General features: G+C 63.1%; 19 protein-coding genes. 15 read left to right on the top strand and 4 right to left on the bottom strand.

Annotated features, from left to right (window positions below):
* The first annotated feature begins 312 nt into the window (after positions 1 to 312).
* The 4 genes from IVB47_RS32540 to IVB47_RS32525 all read left to right on the top strand — a co-directional run bounded on the left by IVB47_RS32540 (position 313) and on the right by IVB47_RS32525 (position 4,717).
* Positions 313 to 1,005, top strand: coding sequence for a GntR family transcriptional regulator (locus IVB47_RS32540; RefSeq protein ID WP_197031202.1), 693 nt, complete (start codon positions 313 to 315; stop codon positions 1,003 to 1,005).
* 79 nt (positions 1,006 to 1,084) lie between these two features.
* Positions 1,085 to 2,818 carry an oxalyl-CoA decarboxylase gene (gene oxc / locus IVB47_RS32535; protein ID WP_247359825.1) on the top strand — a complete coding sequence of 578 codons (1,734 nt, stop codon included), beginning with the start codon at positions 1,085 to 1,087 and terminating at the stop codon, positions 2,816 to 2,818.
* Positions 2,819 to 2,883: 65 nt separating this feature from the next.
* Positions 2,884 to 4,161: a formyl-CoA transferase gene (gene frc / locus IVB47_RS32530; protein ID WP_007608365.1), complete on the top strand. Its 1,278-nt coding sequence runs from the start codon at positions 2,884 to 2,886 to the stop codon at positions 4,159 to 4,161.
* Between the two features lie 373 nt (positions 4,162 to 4,534).
* Positions 4,535 to 4,717 carry a hypothetical protein gene (locus tag IVB47_RS32525; protein ID WP_007608360.1) on the top strand — a complete coding sequence of 61 codons (183 nt, stop codon included), beginning with the start codon at positions 4,535 to 4,537 and terminating at the stop codon, positions 4,715 to 4,717.
* Between the two features lie 66 nt (positions 4,718 to 4,783).
* Here the strand turns inward: IVB47_RS32525 and IVB47_RS32520 are convergent, their stop codons facing one another.
* The 3 genes from IVB47_RS32520 to IVB47_RS32510 form a co-directional block, all read right to left on the bottom strand.
* Positions 4,784 to 5,008, bottom strand: coding sequence for a hypothetical protein (locus tag IVB47_RS32520; RefSeq protein ID WP_027569146.1), 225 nt, complete (start codon positions 5,006 to 5,008; stop codon positions 4,784 to 4,786).
* A 54-nt stretch (positions 5,009 to 5,062) separates the two neighbouring features.
* Positions 5,063 to 5,305, bottom strand: coding sequence for a hypothetical protein (locus tag IVB47_RS32515; RefSeq protein WP_007593322.1), 243 nt, complete (start codon positions 5,303 to 5,305; stop codon positions 5,063 to 5,065).
* 98 nt (positions 5,306 to 5,403) lie between these two features.
* On the bottom strand, positions 5,404 to 5,613 hold the full coding sequence (locus IVB47_RS32510; protein WP_007593324.1) for a cold-shock protein: 210 nt from the start codon (positions 5,611 to 5,613) through the stop codon (positions 5,404 to 5,406).
* Positions 5,614 to 6,010: 397 nt separating this feature from the next.
* Here IVB47_RS32510 and IVB47_RS32505 point away from each other — a divergent pair, with 397 nt between their 5' ends.
* Positions 6,011 to 6,454, top strand: a complete 444-nt coding sequence (locus IVB47_RS32505; RefSeq protein ID WP_247467603.1) for an SRPBCC family protein — start codon at positions 6,011 to 6,013, stop codon at positions 6,452 to 6,454.
* 40 nt (positions 6,455 to 6,494) lie between these two features.
* Here IVB47_RS32505 and IVB47_RS32500 read toward each other — a convergent pair whose 3' ends face one another.
* Positions 6,495 to 7,826: an Hsp70 family protein gene (locus IVB47_RS32500; RefSeq protein WP_247288867.1), complete on the bottom strand. Its 1,332-nt coding sequence runs from the start codon at positions 7,824 to 7,826 to the stop codon at positions 6,495 to 6,497.
* 278 nt (positions 7,827 to 8,104) lie between these two features.
* On the opposite strand from IVB47_RS32500, the gene IVB47_RS32495 reads away from it, so the two are divergent.
* From IVB47_RS32495 to IVB47_RS32450, 10 genes are all read left to right on the top strand, one after another.
* Positions 8,105 to 8,242 carry a hypothetical protein gene (locus tag IVB47_RS32495; protein ID WP_197031186.1) on the top strand — a complete coding sequence of 46 codons (138 nt, stop codon included), beginning with the start codon at positions 8,105 to 8,107 and terminating at the stop codon, positions 8,240 to 8,242.
* A 251-nt stretch (positions 8,243 to 8,493) separates the two neighbouring features.
* On the top strand, positions 8,494 to 9,780 hold the full coding sequence (gene oxlT, locus IVB47_RS32490) for an oxalate/formate MFS antiporter (RefSeq protein WP_027569143.1): 1,287 nt from the start codon (positions 8,494 to 8,496) through the stop codon (positions 9,778 to 9,780).
* Between the two features lie 260 nt (positions 9,781 to 10,040).
* Positions 10,041 to 11,363 (top strand): oxalate/formate MFS antiporter, encoded by a 1,323-nt coding sequence (gene oxlT, locus IVB47_RS32485; protein ID WP_027569142.1) that lies wholly within the window; start codon positions 10,041 to 10,043, stop codon positions 11,361 to 11,363.
* 176 nt (positions 11,364 to 11,539) lie between these two features.
* Complete coding sequence (locus IVB47_RS32480; RefSeq protein ID WP_027569141.1) at positions 11,540 to 11,965, top strand: CBS domain-containing protein; 426 nt, start codon at positions 11,540 to 11,542, stop codon at positions 11,963 to 11,965.
* 104 nt (positions 11,966 to 12,069) lie between these two features.
* Positions 12,070 to 13,089, top strand: a complete 1,020-nt coding sequence (locus tag IVB47_RS32475) for a 2-dehydropantoate 2-reductase (protein ID WP_247467601.1) — start codon at positions 12,070 to 12,072, stop codon at positions 13,087 to 13,089.
* Positions 13,089 to 13,874: a fumarylacetoacetate hydrolase family protein gene (locus IVB47_RS32470; protein WP_247467599.1), complete on the top strand. Its 786-nt coding sequence runs from the start codon at positions 13,089 to 13,091 to the stop codon at positions 13,872 to 13,874. The genes IVB47_RS32475 and IVB47_RS32470 overlap by 1 nt, the downstream gene beginning before the upstream one ends.
* A gap of 282 nt (positions 13,875 to 14,156) precedes the next feature.
* Positions 14,157 to 15,563, top strand: coding sequence for a hypothetical protein (locus IVB47_RS32465; protein ID WP_247467597.1), 1,407 nt, complete (start codon positions 14,157 to 14,159; stop codon positions 15,561 to 15,563).
* Positions 15,564 to 15,582: 19 nt separating this feature from the next.
* Entirely contained in the window at positions 15,583 to 16,341 is a 759-nt protein-coding gene (locus IVB47_RS32460; protein WP_247467595.1) for a hypothetical protein, read from the top strand.
* Positions 16,342 to 16,511: 170 nt separating this feature from the next.
* The gene (locus IVB47_RS32455) at positions 16,512 to 16,712 is read left to right on the top strand and encodes a hypothetical protein (protein ID WP_247467593.1); all 201 of its coding nucleotides are present in this window, start codon (positions 16,512 to 16,514) and stop codon (positions 16,710 to 16,712) included.
* A gap of 67 nt (positions 16,713 to 16,779) precedes the next feature.
* Positions 16,780 to 17,430 (top strand): hypothetical protein, encoded by a 651-nt coding sequence (locus IVB47_RS32450; protein ID WP_027569137.1) that lies wholly within the window; start codon positions 16,780 to 16,782, stop codon positions 17,428 to 17,430.
* Positions 17,431 to 17,775 lie beyond the last annotated feature (345 nt).

Raw genomic sequence — 17,775 nt, 5'->3', positions numbered from 1 at the left:
GCGCGCGCGTGTTGCGGCTGCCCGTGATGCTTTTCCATTCGCCGCGCTCTGTTCCATGTTGCGGAACGGAGTGGCATAAAGCCGAGATTACTCCGCCGGCTTGGATCAAAAATGGCTGGCGATGGCATTTGGTATGCCAGAAGCCAACTTGTCAAGCTGCAGCGCACCTTAGAACGCTGCAAAAAATAGGCAGCTTGACATTCTGGTATTTGGTATGCCAAAAACTTTCCCGTTAATAATCCTGTAAAAGACGACTCCCACTGGAGGAGATTCGTCGTGTCACTGCGGAAACCAACCAAGGCGTTGCCGAACATGGCCGAGGCAGATATCGCAATCGTTCGTATTGCCCCGGAGTCGAGCTTCAAGAACAAGGCGTATGACGCCTTGAAGGAAGCCATCCTCAAGATGGACATTTACTCGACGCCCGAGCCGGTGATGCTCGACGAGCGCGCGTTGTCCGAGCGCCTGGGCGTGAGCCGCACGCCGATCCGCGAAGCCATCGCGATGCTCGAGCAGGACGGTTTCGTGAAGACGGTTCCGCGCCGCGGCATCATGGTGGTGCGAAGGACCAAGAGCGAGATCGTCGACATGATCCGCGCCTGGGCGGCGCTGGAGAGCATGGCGGCCCGTCTCATCACCGCCACGGCGCGCAAGAAAGACATCACGGCGCTGCGCGACTACTTCAAGGATTTTGGCAAAGACCGCCTCCCCGAGGATCATGTCGAGGAATATTCGCGCGCCAACATCGCCTTCCACCAGGCGCTGATCTCGCTGTCGGAATCGCCGGTGCTGGTCGATCTCACCAACGACCTGCTGCTGCACGTGCGTGGCTATCGGCAACTGACGATCGGACGCAAGGACCGCACCGCGACGTCGTTACCCGAGCATCTCGGCATGATCGAAGCCCTGGAGGCGCGCGATACCGAACTCGCCGAGAAGCGCGCCCGCGATCACACCCTTGGCCTTGCCGCTTACGTCGAAGCGCATGGTCAGGAACTCTTCTAGCCAGCAACGTTCACCAGAAGGGCGAGGCATCGCCCCCAAAAGCCTGAAACGGCATCTTGAGACCAGGGAGACAAGGCCCATGCTGAATACCGCGACCAAGTCCGAAGCACCGGGCACCGAGCAGGAATTGACGGATGGTTTTCATCTCGTCATCGACGCGCTCAAGCTGAACGGCATCAACACCATCTACAATGTGCCGGGCATCCCGATCACGGATTTGGGTCGCATGGCCCAGGCGGCCGGTATTCGCATGATTTCGTTCCGCCACGAGCAGAACGCCGGTTATGCGGCGGGCATCGCCGGCTACCTCACCAAGAAGCCCGGCATCTGCCTGACCGTTTCCGCGCCCGGCTTCCTCAACGGTCTCACCGCACTCGCGCACGCCACCACCAACTGCTACCCGATGATCCTGATCTCGGGCTCCTCCGAGCGCGAGATCGTCGACCTCCAGCAGGGCGACTACGAAGAGATGGACCAGCTCGCGATCGCCAAGCCGCTGTGCAAGGCAGCCTATCGCGTGCTGCACGCCCAAGACATCGGCATCGGGCTTGCCCGTGCCATCCGTGCCGCCGTCTCCGGCCGTCCCGGCGGCGTCTATCTCGACCTTCCGGCAAAACTGTTCGGTCAGGTAATGAACGCCGATGCCGGCCGGAAGTCGCTGGTCAAGGTGATCGACGCGGCTCCCGCGCAGATCCCCTCGCCCGCTTCGATCAAGCGCGCGCTTGATGTTTTGAAGAGCGCAAAACGTCCGCTCATCATCCTCGGCAAGGGCGCGGCCTACGCGCAGGCCGATGAGGAGATCAAAACCTTCGTCGAGAAGAGCGGCATCCCCTTCCTGCCGATGAGCATGGCCAAGGGCCTCCTCTCCGATACGCATCCGCAGTGCGCAGGCGCCGCCCGCTCGACGGTGCTGAAAGAATCCGACGTCGTGCTGCTGATCGGCGCCCGGCTGAACTGGCTGCTCTCGCACGGCAAAGGCAAGAACTGGGGCGAAGCGCCCAAGAAGTTCATCCAGGTCGACATCGAGCCCAGGGAAATGGACTCCAACGTCGAGATCGTCGCGCCCGTCGTCGGCGACATCGGCTCGGTCGTCTCCGCCTTCAACCAGGCGATGGCTTCGGGCTGGACCGCCCCGCCGGCCGAATGGACCAAGGCGATTTCGACCAAGCGCGAAGAGAACGTCGCCAAGATGGCGCCGAAGCTCATGAACAACAAATCGCCGATGGACTATCACGGCGCGCTCGGCGTGCTGAAGAACGTCATCAAGGATCATCCCGAGGCGATCCTCGTCAACGAGGGCGCCAACACGCTCGACCTCGCCCGCGGCGTCATCGACATGTACAAGCCGCGCAAGCGTCTCGACGTCGGCACCTGGGGCGTGATGGGTATTGGCATGGGTCAGGCGATCGCGGCGGCTCTCGAGACCGGCCATCCCGTGCTCGCGGTCGAAGGCGACTCGGCCTTCGGCTTCTCCGGCATGGAGGTCGAGACCATCTGCCGCTACAATTTGCCGATCTGCGTCGTCATCTTCAACAATGACGGCATCTATCGCGGTACCGACGTCAACAGCGTCAACGCCGATCCGGCGACGACCGTGTTCGTCAAGGGCGCCCGCTACGACAAGATGATGGAAGCCTTCGGCGGCATCGGCGTGAACGCCACCTCGCCGGACGAGCTCAAGCGCGCCGTCAACGAAGCCATGGCCTCGGGCAAGCCGACGCTCATCAACGCTGTGATCGATCCAGCCGCCGGTTCCGAAAGCGGTCGCATCGGCAACCTCAATCCGCAGAGCGTTCTGCAGAAGAAGAAGTAAGCACTCCCCTTCAACCCATAAGGTCCCTGCGGGTGCAGGGGTAGATCAGAGTACGGAGCAACACGATGACAAAAGCGCTCGAGGGCGTTCGCATTCTCGACTTCACCCACGTCCAGTCCGGGCCGACCTGCACGCAGTTGCTCGCATGGTTCGGCGCCGACGTGATCAAGGTGGAACGTCCAGGTGTCGGTGACATCACCCGCGGCCAGCTGCAGGACATCCCGAACGTGGACAGCCTGTATTTCACCATGCTCAACCACAACAAGCGCTCGATCACGCTCGACACCAAGAACCCCAAGGGCAAGGAAGTCCTCACCGAGCTGATCAAGAAGTGCGACGTGCTGGTCGAGAACTTCGGTCCCGGCGTGCTCGACCGCATGGGCTTCCCCTGGGAGAAGATCCAGGCGATCAATCCGAAGATGATCGTCGCCTCGATCAAGGGCTTCGGTCCCGGACCGTACGAAGACTGCAAGGTCTATGAGAATGTTGCACAGTGCACCGGCGGCGCCGCCTCCACCACCGGCTTCCGCGACGGCCTGCCGCTGGTCACCGGCGCGCAGATCGGCGACAGCGGCACCGGTCTGCATCTGGCGCTCGGCATCGTCACCGCACTCTATCAGCGCACCCATTCCGGCAAGGGCCAGAAGGTGACGGCCGCGATGCAGGACGGCGTGCTCAACCTCGCGCGCGTCAAGCTGCGCGACCAGCAGCGCCTCGCCCATGGTCCACTCAAGGAATACAGCCAGTTCGGCGAAGGCATTCCGTTCGGTGATGCCGTGCCGCGTGCGGGCAACGATTCCGGCGGCGGCCAGCCCGGCCGCATCCTGAAGTGCAAGGGGTGGGAGACCGATCCCAACGCCTACATCTACTTCATCACCCAGGCCCCGGTCTGGGAGAAGATCTGCGACGTGATCGGTGAGCCCTCCTGGAAGACCGATCCGAACTACGCCAAGCCGGCCGTCCGCCTGCCGCGCCTCAACGAAATCTTCGGCCGCATCGAACAGTGGACGATGACGAAGACGAAGTTCGAGGCGATGGAAATCCTCAACAAGGACGACATCCCCTGCGGCCCGATCCTGTCGATGAAGGAGATCGCCGAAGACCAGTCGCTGCGCGCGACCGGCACCGTGGTCGAGGTCGACCACCCCACCCGCGGCAAGTACATCTCGGTCGGCAACCCGATCAAGCTGTCGGACTCCCCGAGCGAGGTGGAGCGCTCCCCGCTGCTCGGCGAGCACACCGACGAGATCCTGCGCACCGTGCTTGGCTTCTCGGACCATCAGGTCGCCGATATCCACAAGTCCGGCGCGCTCGATCCGCCGCAAAAGCAGGCCGCGGAGTAAGCGGGCTTATCTCACGACGCGAAAGGCCGCCGGCTTCGGCGGCCTTTTTGTTGGCGCGCAAAGGCTGCATCGCACGATCGGCGCGCTTGCCGCGCCGCCAAGGCTGGATTAAAGATTGTTTCGCGAGGAACAGATGCGGTGGCCGGCCGTTACTCCTCGACCGGCGTGCTCCCGGAAATGCGAGCATGCCCGGAAAAGCCAGCATGCAATCTCCACGGCGAGTGCAGCACGCCTCGCAAAGAACCTGCCCCACGCTGAAGAACTGGTCGCCTCCGCTTCCGAGGATGGCAAGTCGGCCTTTCAGTTCGGGCACAGGTGGCGTCGCGTCCGGCACTCGCCAGGACCACGCTCGTTGATCAAATTGAGGGCTTAAATGTCGAAAGATCAATCCTCTGATCGCGCCAAGCGTGAAGCCAACAAGGCGTTCAAGCCTGCGACAACGCAGAAGCCGATCAATGACTATGCGAAGGACCAGAACTCCTTCAACGAGAATCGCGAACGGCTGAAAGCGGAGCGATTGGCCCGGGAGGCGAAGCCGGGAAGCGGCTCCGAATAAGAGCGTCGGTCCCAGACTCCGATCGCGGATTGCACTGAAGGCGCGGCACTGAAACCTGCGCCTGCCCTACAGCATCGATAGCACGACGATTCCGTCTTCGACTGCACCAGAAGCGAGCCGCGCCCGCGCCATGCGCTCGAACTCGGTCCGGTTCTTGCGAAGATAACTGAAAGCCTGCTTCTGCGTCAGGAAGGTCGTCGCAAGACGGCACATCTGTCGTCCCGCGCCAAGCGCGAGAAAGAAGGTGATGGTGCCTCCGCCATCCGACTTGATTCTAGGCACGACCCGCACTCTTTGGCATGTGATCGGCCCTCTCCGAGGTGTCGTCGGCGCAATGGAAGCCAGCTATGGCGTCACCTTCTTCTTGCGCTTCGTCGGGGTGGCGGCGGGCAATGATGCCTGAAGGGCGGCGTCTGCCGCTTCCTTGGCTTCGCGCAGCTCTCGAAGCCGCGCCATGTTCTTGCGAACATCGACGGCTTGCTTTCCAACATCCACCATCGCCCGAGCGCCTTCCTCTGCGGCCAAACGCTGACGGTTAGTACGCGCGATGCTTTCGGGTGACGGTTCGGCCGGTCTCTTGGCGCTCATTATTCACCCTGCTCTGCAACGGACAAAAACCCGCTCAATCCTGGGATCGAGCGGGTGGCATGGCCGTTTCAGCACATCCGTGAAACGGCACCAAGGCTTTAGGCCAGCGAGAGATTCTCGGCGCTGACCTTGCCCCGCATCTTGTCGGTCTTGAGCTCGAAGTTGACCTTTTGGCCTTCAGCGAGACCTGCAAGACCAGCCCGCTCGACCGCGCTGATGTGAACGAACACATCGTTGCCGCCGTCGTTCGGCTGAATGAATCCAAAGCCCTTCTGGCCGTTAAACCACTTCACAGTACCTGTCGTCATTTTCTTCTCCAAAGCGCATACGCGCAGGTTCCGCGTGCTCGTCACGCAGAACAAATTCTATTCGTCGATGTCTATGGAAAAGGAGCCCGCGGGCGCATTCAACAAGGCACAGCGGCTGAACGAACAGCCTCAACGTATACCACATCCTCGCTATTTGCAAGGCTTGGCCGAATTTAACGGCGCGGGAGCCCGGCGGTAGGTACAGGACGTGCGCTATTCGGCGCTCATCGCTCGCCCCCGGCGAGCTGCTCTGGGAGGGCTGCCGAGCGCCACATGCGTGGATCCATCAAAAAATTAGAGATGCCCCGTCGGATCGGCGGCACCTCGTCCGTCATCTGGACATGAACTGGCAATAGACGCTGACGTCGAGCCCGGCGCTTCACGAGGAAGACTGATCATGCCCAGCACTGTCCGCCTGCACCGCGTTCTCACGACCAGCCCGCAGAAAGTCTATCGCGCCTTCCTGGAGGCGGATGCGCTGGCGAAATGGCTTCCGCCGAACGGCTTCACCTGCACCGTCCATCATTTCGAGCCGAAGGTCGGGGGCACGTTCAAGATGTCGTTCCGCAACTTCACGACGGGCAACAGCCACGCCTTCGGCGGCGAATATCTCGAGCTCGTCCCCGGCGAACGTCTCCGCTACACCGACAGGTTCGACGATCCCAATCTGCCAGGCGAGATCCAGGTCACCGTGATTCTGAAGAAAGTATCCGTCGGCACTGAGCTGGATATCACGCAGGCCGGCATACCCGACATCATCCCGCCGGCGGCATGTTATCTCGGCTGGCAGGAATCGCTGCGCAATCTGGCGAAGCTCGTCGAGCCTGAGATCAAGCAATAGCGACCGGACGGGACTTAGGGGCGGCCGCGCGTACCGCAGGCTACGCGCCCGCCCTCGACTGGAGGCCGCCACTTGCGGTCCAGCGGTCGGGATCCGGGCTATGTCCGATCAAAGCAAGGCCGTAGGCGATCGACTCGAACTGGTCGCCTGACATCAGCCGTTCGTTGCCGAACCGCTCGGCGAACAGTCTTCGAACGGCTGGCACGAAGGACGTGCCGCCGGTCAAAAACACCTTCTCGATCTCGCGCGCGGTAATGCCGGCTTCGCCAAGCACCTTGTCGACGGTAGCCCCGAGCCTCGCGATATCGTCGGCAATCCAGGCTTCGAAATTCTTCCGCGTGATGGTCGAGCCGATGTCGACGCCACCGCCTTTGAAGCGGAACTCTACCTGGTCCTGCGCCGACAGTGCGACCTTGGCGTCGGACACCGCGCGGTACAGCGCAAAGCCGAGGTCGAGATCGACGATGGTGATGAAATCCTCGAGCAGAGCCGGCTTCACCGCGGTGCGCGCAAGCTCCCGGAGTTCGCGCAGGTCGCCGTTGCTCTTCATCATCGCGAGCTGATGCCAGCGCGCGAGATTGGTGTAGTGGCCGGTGGGGATCGGTAGCACCTTGTCGAACGAGCGGAAGCTCGAGCCCTTGCCCAGCCGCGGCGAGACGACGTGATCGACGATGCGGTAATCGAAGGTGTCGCCCGCAATCCCGATGCCGGCATGGCCGAGCGGCTCGGCGCGCAAGGCCCCGCCGGCACGCGAGAACCGCATCACCGAGAAATCGCTGGTGCCGCCGCCGAAATCCGCGACCAGCACGGTCGCATCGCGCTCCAGTCGGCGGGCGAAGGAGAACGCGGCTCCGACAGGCTCGTAGACGTAGCGGGCGTGGCCGGCCCCAAGGCGCTCGAACGCGGCCCGGTAACGTTGCATCGCCAGCGCCTCGTCGGGATTGCCGCCGGCGAAGCGGACGGGGCGACCGACCGTGATGGTGGACGTCTCGAAGCCGAATTTATCGCCGCCATGACGCGCCAGCGTCCGCAGGAACGCCGCCAAAATATCCTCGAACTTGTAGCGCTGCCGGAACACCTGGGTGGTGTTGAAGCTGGAGCTCGCGGCGAAGGTCTTGAACGACTGGAGGAAGCGGTAGACATGGCGGCCTTCGAGGAACTGCTCGATCGCCCACGGGCCGCCTTCGGCCTGGGCGCCGGCGCCCGGCCGGTCCTCCCAGAAACACAGCGCCGACACGAAGACGCTGTGGCGCTGTCCGCCATGGTCGAAGCGGATGGCTTCGACCCGGCGGTCGTCCGCTGCAAGGGCCACGACCGTGTTGCTGGTCCCAAAATCGATGCCGATCGAGACGGCGGGCGAGGCGCTCGACATGAACCACTCTGACAGATGATTGGAAGGGGGCAGACCACTAACGGCTTCGTGTACCGCTGCCAAGGCTCCGTTTTTGGACATCGACGGTCAAATGGTTCAGTTTCGGCCGGTCTTGGGCATATCCCGCTCAAACCTGCCCATTTAACGGATTGTTATGCTGCAATGCGAAGAGCTAAATGCTGCTATGCAATGGCATGCATAGACATTGGCATCTGGTATACATAAATTTCCCTTCGAAATGAGACAGCACTACTGACCGTCTCAAGAAAGGGAATTCGATGTCCAAGACCGCTTCCGTCGCTCTCGCGCCCTCCTCCTCGCTGTTCGCCCGTCTGATGGCCACGATCGACCGCCTCCTGATGGCGAGCGCCAGGATCTCGAATCACAACGGCGACCTGCCGCGCTTTGGCCTGTGACCCGGGCAGCCTCCCGCCCCTGCGCGCACAGCGGCAGACGGTTTTAGATCAGTCCGCATACTACTTTTGATGAATGGCCCCGGATGACGGGGCCATTTCTACTTGTGCTGTCCTGAGTCACAGCCGCAACCGGGCAAGGTCCTGCGGCATTTGCGCACGGTGACCGGACCAGCGCTTGAAGCTTGGCATAATGCATACAAGAATGCCGTTCCAGCGCTCGCAGAAAAATGAGAGGCGCCACGGGAGGCTTTATGACGGACATGGTGCAAGCAACCGCCCCGACAGCCGCGCGCGTTAGCGACACGTATCGCTGGACGCAATTGGCGGTCGGTGTCGCGGCGATGGTGATGATCGCCAACTATCAATACGGCTGGACGTTCTTCGTCCCCGACATCCAGAAGAAGTTCGGCTGGGATCGCGCGTCGATCCAATGGGCCTTTACCCTGTTCGTGCTGTTCGAGACCTGGCTCGTGCCGATCGAAGGATGGTTCGTCGACAAATACGGTCCGCGCCTCGTCGTCCTGGTCGGCGGCGTGCTCTGCGCCGCCGGCTGGGCGATCAACGCGCAGGCGACCACGCTCAACGGCTACTATCTCGGCATGATCATCGCGGGCATCGGCGCCGGCGGCGTCTACGGCACCTGCGTCGGCAACGCGCTGAAGTGGTTTCCGGACAAGCGCGGTCTTGCCGCAGGCATCACGGCCGCGGGCTTCGGTGCAGGCTCTGCGCTGACCGTCGCGCCGATCCAGGCCATGATCAAGGACAGCGGTTTTCAGACCACCTTCCTCTATTTCGGCCTCGGACAAGGCATCATCATCTGCATTCTCGCCTTCTTCCTGCTGGCGCCCAAGGCAGGCCAAGTGCCCAGCGTGGTGGCGAACGCCAATCTGCAACAGACCCGCCGCAACTATCAGCCGACCGAAGTGCTGCGCCAGCCAATCTTCTGGCTGATGTACTTCATGTTCGTGATCGTCGGCGCCGGCGGCCTGATGGTGACGGCCAATTTGAAGCCGATCGCGGCCGACTGGAAGATCGACAACGTGCCGGTCACGCTGATGGCGGTGACCATGACCGCGGTGACCTTCGCGGCCACGATTGACCGTGTGCTCAACGGCCTGACACGTCCGTTCTTCGGCTGGATCTCCGACATGATCGGCCGCGAGAACACGATGTTCATCGCCTTCGGCATGGAAGGTATCGGCATTTGGATGCTCTACCTCTGGGGCCAGGATCCGCTCTGGTTCGTGCTGCTCTCGGGCTTCGTGTTCTTCGCCTGGGGTGAGATCTACTCGTTGTTTCCCTCGACCTGCACCGATACGTTCGGCGCCAAGTTCGCGACCACCAATGCCGGCCTGCTCTACACCGCAAAGGGTACGGCCGCGCTGCTGGTCCCGATCGGCAACTACATGCAGCAGTCGTCGGGCAGTTGGGACAACGTGTTCATCATCGCAGCCGGCGCCAACATCCTGGCCTCGGCGCTGGCGATCGCGGTGCTCAAGCCCTGGCGCAAGGTGGTGGTCGCGCAATCGACTGTCTGACGCGCTCCAAAAGCGCCTTCTCGTGCAAAACGCCCGGCCTCACGGCCGGGCGTTTTCGTTTTGCGCAACGTCTTCATGAGTCCGCCGTTCCCAAACGGAACCCCGCATATTTTTGTCAGTGGCGCGCCAAGATAGGGCTTGCAATCTGGAATATGGTATACCAAGGTCCTCATCGCGCTTGCGACGATAAGCCACAATATTGCGACATCAGGTCATCTTGCGACCGGTGTCGAACCAGACAGGCGCTCGGGAGGTTTTTGATGATTTCCAGCACCGATGGCGCTGTCACGGCCGCGCCTCTTCGCACAGGTTTCCGTTGGCTCCAGCTGGTCATGGGCATCGTCTGCATGGCGATGATCGCCAACCTGCAATATGGCTGGACGCTGTTCGTCGATCCGATCGATCACGCGCACCATTGGGGACGCGCCGCGATCCAGCTCGCTTTCACCATCTTCGTCGTCACCGAAACCTGGTTGGTGCCGATCGAGGCCTGGTTCGTCGACAAATACGGCCCGCGCATCGTCATCATGTTCGGCGGCGTCATGATCGCGCTGTCCTGGATTCTCAACTCCTATGCCGATAGCCTCACCTTGCTTTACGCGGCCGCGATCATCGGCGGCATGGGCGCGGGCGCGGTGTACGGCACCTGCGTCGGCAACGCACTGAAATGGTTTCCCGATCGCCGCGGCCTTGCTGCCGGTGCGACCGCCGCCGGCTTCGGCGCAGGCGCCGCCCTCACGGTCGTGCCGATCGCGACCATGATCGCAACGAGCGGCTATCAGCACGCGTTTCTCACCTTCGGCATCGGCCAGGGCGTGATCGTCTTCGTGCTCGCCTTCTTCATCCAGCCGCCGCGGATTTCGATCCCGCCGAAGAAGAAGCAGCTCAATCTGCCGCAGACCAAGATCGACTTTACCCCGCCCGAGGTGCTGCGCACCCCTGTTTTCTGGGTGATGTATCTTGTGTTCGTCATGGTTGCCTCCGGCGGCCTGATGACCGCGGCGCAGATCGCCCCGATCGCGCACGACTTCAAGATCGCCGACACGCCGGTCACGCTCGCCGGCTTCCAGATGGCGGCATTGACGTTCGCGATCTCGCTCGACCGCATCTTCGACGGTTTCGGACGGCCCTTCTTCGGCTTCGTCTCCGACACGATCGGCCGCGAGCACACCATGTTCATCGCCTTCGGCACCGCCGCGCTGATGCTGCTGACGCTGTCGGCCTATGGCCACGTGCCTGTCGTCTTCGTGCTCGCCACCGCAGTCTATTTCGGCGTGTTTGGGGAGATCTACTCGTTGTTCCCCGCGACCTGCGGGGACACCTTCGGCTCGAAGTTTGCAACCACCAACAACGGCATGCTCTACACGGCGAAGGGGACGGCGTCCCTGCTCGTTCCGCTCGCAAGCGTGATCTCGGCCACCTACGGCTGGAAGGCCGTGTTCGTGGTCGCAGTCGCGCTGAACGCGACGGCAGCCCTGACGGCGCTGTTCGTGATCAAGCCGATGCGCCGCTCCTTCATCCTCGGCAAGGAAGCCGAGAGCGCCAACGCCGCGACGGGGAACGCCAAGACCGAGACGGCCTAACGAACACGCACCTTGCACGGGTTAGCAGGGGCGCAGCGATGCGCCCCTTTCTTTTTGGCTTCTCGACAAATGTCAGCATTGCTGCCGCAAGAATTTTCGGATCAGCCAAACCGAACGCTTGACGATTGGCATTATGTATACCACACTTGCCTCATCATTCACCCAGGGAGGTTGCAATGCTGGTCGGAGACATTCTGCGCAAGAAGACACCGCGCGTTGTCACGGTGCGAATGAACGAAACGGTGGGTATCGCCGCCAAGCTGATGCGCGCCAACAACATCAGCGCACTGGTGGTGAAGGACGTGGTCCGCTCGGAGGGTAACACCGCGGTCGGCATGTTCACCGAACGCGACGTCGTGCGCGCGGTCGCCGAGCACGGCGCCAATGCCGTCAACGTCAAGGTCTCGCAGCTCGTCTCGGTGCAGCAACTCGTGTCCTGCACCTCGAGCGACACGATCGAGCACGTCCGCCATCTGATGAACCGGAATCACATCCGGCACCTGCCTGTCATCGACGATTACAGCCTCGTCTCGGTCATCAGCATGCGCGACATCGCGGCCGTCATCGACGAAGCACTCAACGGCACGCCGCAAGCAGCTTAAAGCGCCTCACTTCCCCTGCGACTACCGGCCCCGGCTCGGACCCTTCCGAGCCGGACCGGATCTTTCGTCCCGAAATCCGGCTTCTGCTGCTCCGCGAGGATTCCATGAAGATCTGCATCTACGGCGCCGGCGCAATCGGCGGATATCTCGGGGTTCAGCTCGCGCGTGCGGGCGCCGATGTCAGCCTCGTCGCACGCGGCGCGCACCTTGCCGCGATGCGCGAGCGCGGCCTGACGCTGCTCGCGGGCGAGGAGAAGCACACCGTGCATCCGCGCTGCACCGACGATCCGGCCGAGCTCGGCGTGCAGGACTACATCATCATCACGCTGAAGGCGCACTCGATCACCGGCGTGATCGAGACAATGCAGCCGCTGCTCGGCCCCCACACCCGCATCGTCACCGCCGTCAACGGCATCCCCTATTGGTACTTCTACAAGCACGGCGGCCAATACGAGAATTCGACGCTGGAGAGCATCGACCCCGGCGGACGGCAGTGGCGCGAAATCGGCGCCGAGCGCGCCATCGGCTGCATCGTCTATCCCGCCACCGAGATCGAGGCGCCCGGCGTGATCCGTCACGTCTACGGCAACAACTTTCCGCTCGGCGAGCCCTCCGGCGAGACCACCCCGGACGTGCAACGCCTCGCCGATCTCTTCGTCGCAGCCGGGCTGAAAGCGCCGGTGCTCGACCGCATCCGCGACGAGATCTGGCTCAAGCTGTGGGGCAATGTCTGCTTCAACCCGATCAGCGCACTCACCCATGCAACACTCGACGTGATCTGCACCGATCCGGCGACCCGCGCGCTGTCGCGCGCGATCATGATGGAGACGCAAGGCATCGCCGAGACGTTCGGCGTCAAATTCCGCGTCGACGTCGAGCGCCGCATCGAAGGCGCCCGCAAGGTCGGCGCGCACAAGACCTCGATGCTCCAGGATCTCGAGCGCGGCCGTCCGATGGAGATCGACCCGCTCGTCACCGTCGTGCAGGAGATGGGCCGCCTCACCGGCATCGTCACCCCCGCGCTCGATTCAGTGCTGGCGATGGTGACCCAGCGCGCCCGCATCGCCGGTCTCTACGACGGCATCTCGACACGATCGGATCCGCGCGCACTGGCGGTGGCGTGATGGCTCGCGAGATCAAACAATGGCTCCGCTTCCGCAATAGCGGTGCCACCGGCTTCGGCACGCTGAATTCGTCACGCATCAGCGTGCATGAGGGCGACATGTTCGGCCGCCATGCGGCAACCGGCAAGACGCTGGCGCTGTCGGAGGTCGAACTGCTCGCGCCCTGCGCGCCCAGCAAGATCGTCGCGCTCTGGAACAATTTTCACGCGCTCGCGGCCAAGCTCAGCCAGCCCGAGCCGCCGGAGCCGCTCTACCTCCTGAAGGCCACCACCAGCATCACGACACCAGGCGCGGTGATCCGCCGTCCCTCTTATTACGACGGCAAGACCACGTATGAAGGCGAGCTCGGCATCGTCATCGGCAAGACCTGCGCCCGGGTGTCGCCGGCGGAAGCGGACAACTTCATCTTCGGGTACACCTGCGTCAACGACATCACTGCCAACGACATCCTGACCAGCGATCCCACTTTCCCGCAATGGGCGCGGGCCAAGGGCATCGACGATTACGGCCCGTTCGGCCCCGTCATCGCCACCGGTCTCGATCCGGCAAAGCTGGTGGTCCGCACCATCCTCAACGGCGCGGAGCGGCAGAACTATCTGATATCGGACATGATCTTCTCCGCGCAGGAGCTGGTCAGCAGGATCTCCCACGACATGACCCTGCTCCCCGGCGACCTCATTGCCGTCGGCACCTCGGTCGGCGTCGGCGTGATGAAAGAGCCGGTGAACATCGTGACCGTCGCGATCGACAGCATCGGCGAGCTGACCAACGAGTTTCGGCTGTAGCCACCAACGCGGTGCGGTAGCCCGGATGGAGCGAAGCGAACCCCGGGGCTGGCACTCAAGGCTTGCAGAACCCGGCTTGCGCTTCGCTCCATCCAGGCTACGGACACTTCGTCCAAGCTCGGGAAATCCCGGCAACCAACTTCTCCTCCACCGATCGGCTGACGCATTCAGCCGTGGATCGTGCGACCGGACCTATCCGGCAAGCCCGCGCCGCCCTTGATCTCGGTTCCGCTCTCCAATAGCAATTATGGCGATAATGTGTGCCGGCGTGAGGAAGTCACGATGTGGCTGTTTTTCCTGGTTGCCTGGTTTGTTCTGCTCACCGCCATCGCGATCTTCGCCCAGCAGGCGCTCGGTTACGATGTCGGCCACCTGCCTGCCTGGTTCGGAGGCCTGCCTGTCCCGCAGCGGTTTGCGACCGGCGCGATCCTGGCTCTGGTGCTGGCACTGATCGGCGCCTCCGCCTGGCGGCTCTCGCGCCAGGACCGGCGCCTCGACACATTGCGCGACCGCCTCAAGAAGACCCGCGAGGACGTCGTCGTCGCTCATGCCCTGCAGAACCACCTCGACGCTACCGTCCAGCATCTGATCGAGAGCGATCCCCGGGAGGCCGTCTCCGCCCTCCATGACAAGCTGGGCGAGACCGAGCAGCGCGCCCTGCTGCAGCGGGGCCGCAACGAATCTACCGACATGCACGACCAGCTCGCCGAAATCCGCCGCCGCCAGCAGGAACTGCGCGACATGGTGGGCAAGGTCGCCGAGCAGCGCCGCGCGGTCGAGCCGGTTTTCACCGAGATCCGCGACCGCCAGAACCAGCTCGAACGCTCGCTGCACGACCTCGAGACCGACGACCGCAAGAACAATCTCGCCGACCGGCTCAAGGACATCGCGCGCGACGTATCGACGTTGCTATCCCGGGTCGGCACGGTCCAGGGCACCTTTGCGACCCTGAACCAGTACAAGGAAGATCTGGCGAAGTCCCACGCCGAGCTGGTGCCGCTGCGCGCCTCGGACGCCGGCCTCAATGCCTTGATTGGCGAGCTGGGCCTTAGCCATGAGCGCCTCGTCAAGAGCGTCGACGAGCTCGAAACCGTCGGCGAAGCGCCGCTTGGCACCCGCGTCGAGACGCTGTCGAAGAACAAGGTCGAGATCGAGCAGCGCCTGGCCCGCATCGACGACAGCTTCCACATCCTGAAAGGGATCGGGCTCGACTTCGAAGAACTCGGCCAGCGTCGGGCCCAGCTCGAACGCTCGCTCGCCGGTGTCGAGATCGACGCCGAGGGCAAGACGCTTGCCGACCGCCAGAATGCGCTGAACGATTTTGTTCTCCAGTCGCGCCAGCGCCTCGGCGCCTTACAGGAAACGCTGGCGACGCTGAACGCCTTCAAGACGGAGCTGTCGAAGTCGCAGGCTGACCTCGTCCCACTGAAGGCGCCCGTGTTCGGAATCGAGGCCATGATCGCGGACGTCGGCACGACGCGCGACCTCCTCGCCAAAACCGTCGGCGAGATCGAGGCGAGCGGCGACGTCAGCCTCGCCTCGCGCGTCGACGCGCTGACCAAGAGCAAGCGCGAGGTCGAGGACCGCCTCGCCCGCATCTTCGACAATTTCAACGCGCTCGACGGCCTGCGAAAAGACATCGGCGGCATCTTCTCGACCATCAGGAACACCCTGAACCGGATCGGGTGAAGGCACCCGATCCTTCGGGATGGTTCGAACCGCGATCCCCATCCGCGCGACCAATCCGGACATGCGCTTGATCCTCGGCCTCTTCTCCGCCCTGCTCGGCGCGCTCGCCGGCTGGTCCGCCCTTGCCGCACTGGTGATCGCGCTGGCCGGGCCAGACCGCGATGGCGGCATCGCCATGGGCGCCTTCTTCGACATCGGTCCGATCGGCGGTGTGGTTGGCCTGATCGCCGGCATCTGGCTGTTCGTGCGCTTCGGCCTGGTCCGGAACGCAACGCCACAGCCGCCCACGGAAACCTCCGACACTACGCCTCACCGCACCACGCAGCTCTCTGCGCCCTTTGCTCTGACCGTTCTGCTCATCGCGGCAATCCTTGGCTATTGGGGCTGGTACGAACTCATCCGCTCGCCCTATCTCAGTCACGGCTACATGACGCTCCACATCGAGTTTCGCCTTCCCGCCGGCATGACGCTGCCGGACAAGGCGGAGGATGTGCACATCGAGGTCGAGGAAGCGACAGGTTATGCCAATGCCAATTTGCCTCCGAACTGGCGCGCGCATGAAGGCGAGCGCAAAGCGATCATTGCCTCCACGTCGTTGACGTACAAAACGCGTCACCGCGCCGTCAGCCTGACGCTTCCGGGTTCGCCGACGCAGAGCTGGCCGATCGATCTCCCCTCCGATCCTGATCCCACCCCTGGCTTTTCACCCTGGCGCGTGGCGGGCGATGCGTCACCCGCGAAGATCGAGATGCATTTCCGCCTCAGCGCCGATCACTGACCAACGAGGGGCGCGAAGGCGAACATTCAGACACATCACGTCTCCGCGCGCCCGGCAGATGCCGCCAACATGTCGCGCGGATGCCGCACTGTGGACGCATTCGGCCGCCCTTCTGTGAGGCGTGTCTGGGGGCACGGCGGTGCCGTGTTTGGACCAAACCTTCTAGGGGTATGACTGTGAAGAAGATTATATTTGTCGTGGGTGCTACGCTTGCTCTGGTGACGGTTGCGAATGCTGCGGATCTGCCGCGCCGCCAGCCCGTTCCGGTCTATTCCGAGCAGGCGCCGATCGGCAAGATGCCGATTGGCAAGAGCCCGGTTGGAAAGGCCCCGATCGGCAAGGCGCCCGGCCCCGTCGCCGCGCGCTACTGACGCGCAGCGAAATACGCAGAAGCAAGCGTAGACTCTGCGTGAGTGGCCGACATTCGAGGGGCATAGCGTGACGAACAAACCTGATCGATCGGGACCCTGCATCCTTGCGGGATTCGCGCTCGCGGCCATGCTCGCGTGCACGACACCCTCGGCCTCGGCCCACGAAGCGAACAAGCGCGTTGCTGACGCAAACGCGCTTGCCACGACCGACGCCGTATCACGACCAGCGCCGCAAACGACGCGGCGCGCAGTCGCGCGCGCTGAGAAAGGTCCGTACTACGTCGATTTCCGCGCCCGCACGGCCGCGAGCTGGGGCCACGCCTTCGTCTGGTACGGCAAGACCAGCGAGCGCGCCGTCGAGGTCGCAGGGCTCACGCCCGCCGGCGACACCTGGGCCTATGTGCTCGGTCACCTCACCTGGGTGCCGGCGGAGACCGGCGCGAGTTACGGCGATCTCGACCCCGATTACCTGACCGCGAACTACCGCGTCTATTTGAACGAAGCCGACGCCAAGCGTGTGTTTGCCTATATCAAGAAATTGCAGGCGAGCTCGCCGGTCTGGAATGCCGAGACCACCAATTGCACCGGCTTCATCGGCGACATCGCCGAGTACATGGGATTGAAGGTCCCCAACCGCTGGCAGCGCCCGGAAAACTTCGTCAACAGCCTCAAGGAAATGAACGGCGGCCGCCAGATGGTGCGGTTGTCGGCGGAGTAGCTGAAGCCGTCTTGCCCGTCGGGCAAAACACCCGCGCAACTTCCCGCGTCGCCTGTCAATCCCGGCTCGCCAAAATATTCCACTTTACCGAAATTCGGATTTGTCGTACGTACGCGATACCCTGACCCGGGACAAGGGGCGGATCGCGATCGTCACGAACCGCGGGTTGGGCAGCGATGGACGCGACGGCGTCGGGCGCGGCGAGCCTTGCAGGGCGGAAAACCGTGAGCACAGGCTTTCGCGCCTACGACACGGCGCCGACAGCGTCTTCGCATGGCTTCGGGTGCGAGCACACGCCAGCCCCGAAGGCCCAGCGAGGACGTGCGCGGACGAACAAGTCGTGTG

The sequence above is a fragment of the Bradyrhizobium sp. 62 genome (genome assembly GCF_023073035.1).
In the GTDB taxonomy this organism is placed as follows: Bacteria; Pseudomonadota; Alphaproteobacteria; order Rhizobiales; family Xanthobacteraceae; genus Bradyrhizobium.
This window is presented reverse-complemented; position numbering and strand designations above follow the sequence as displayed.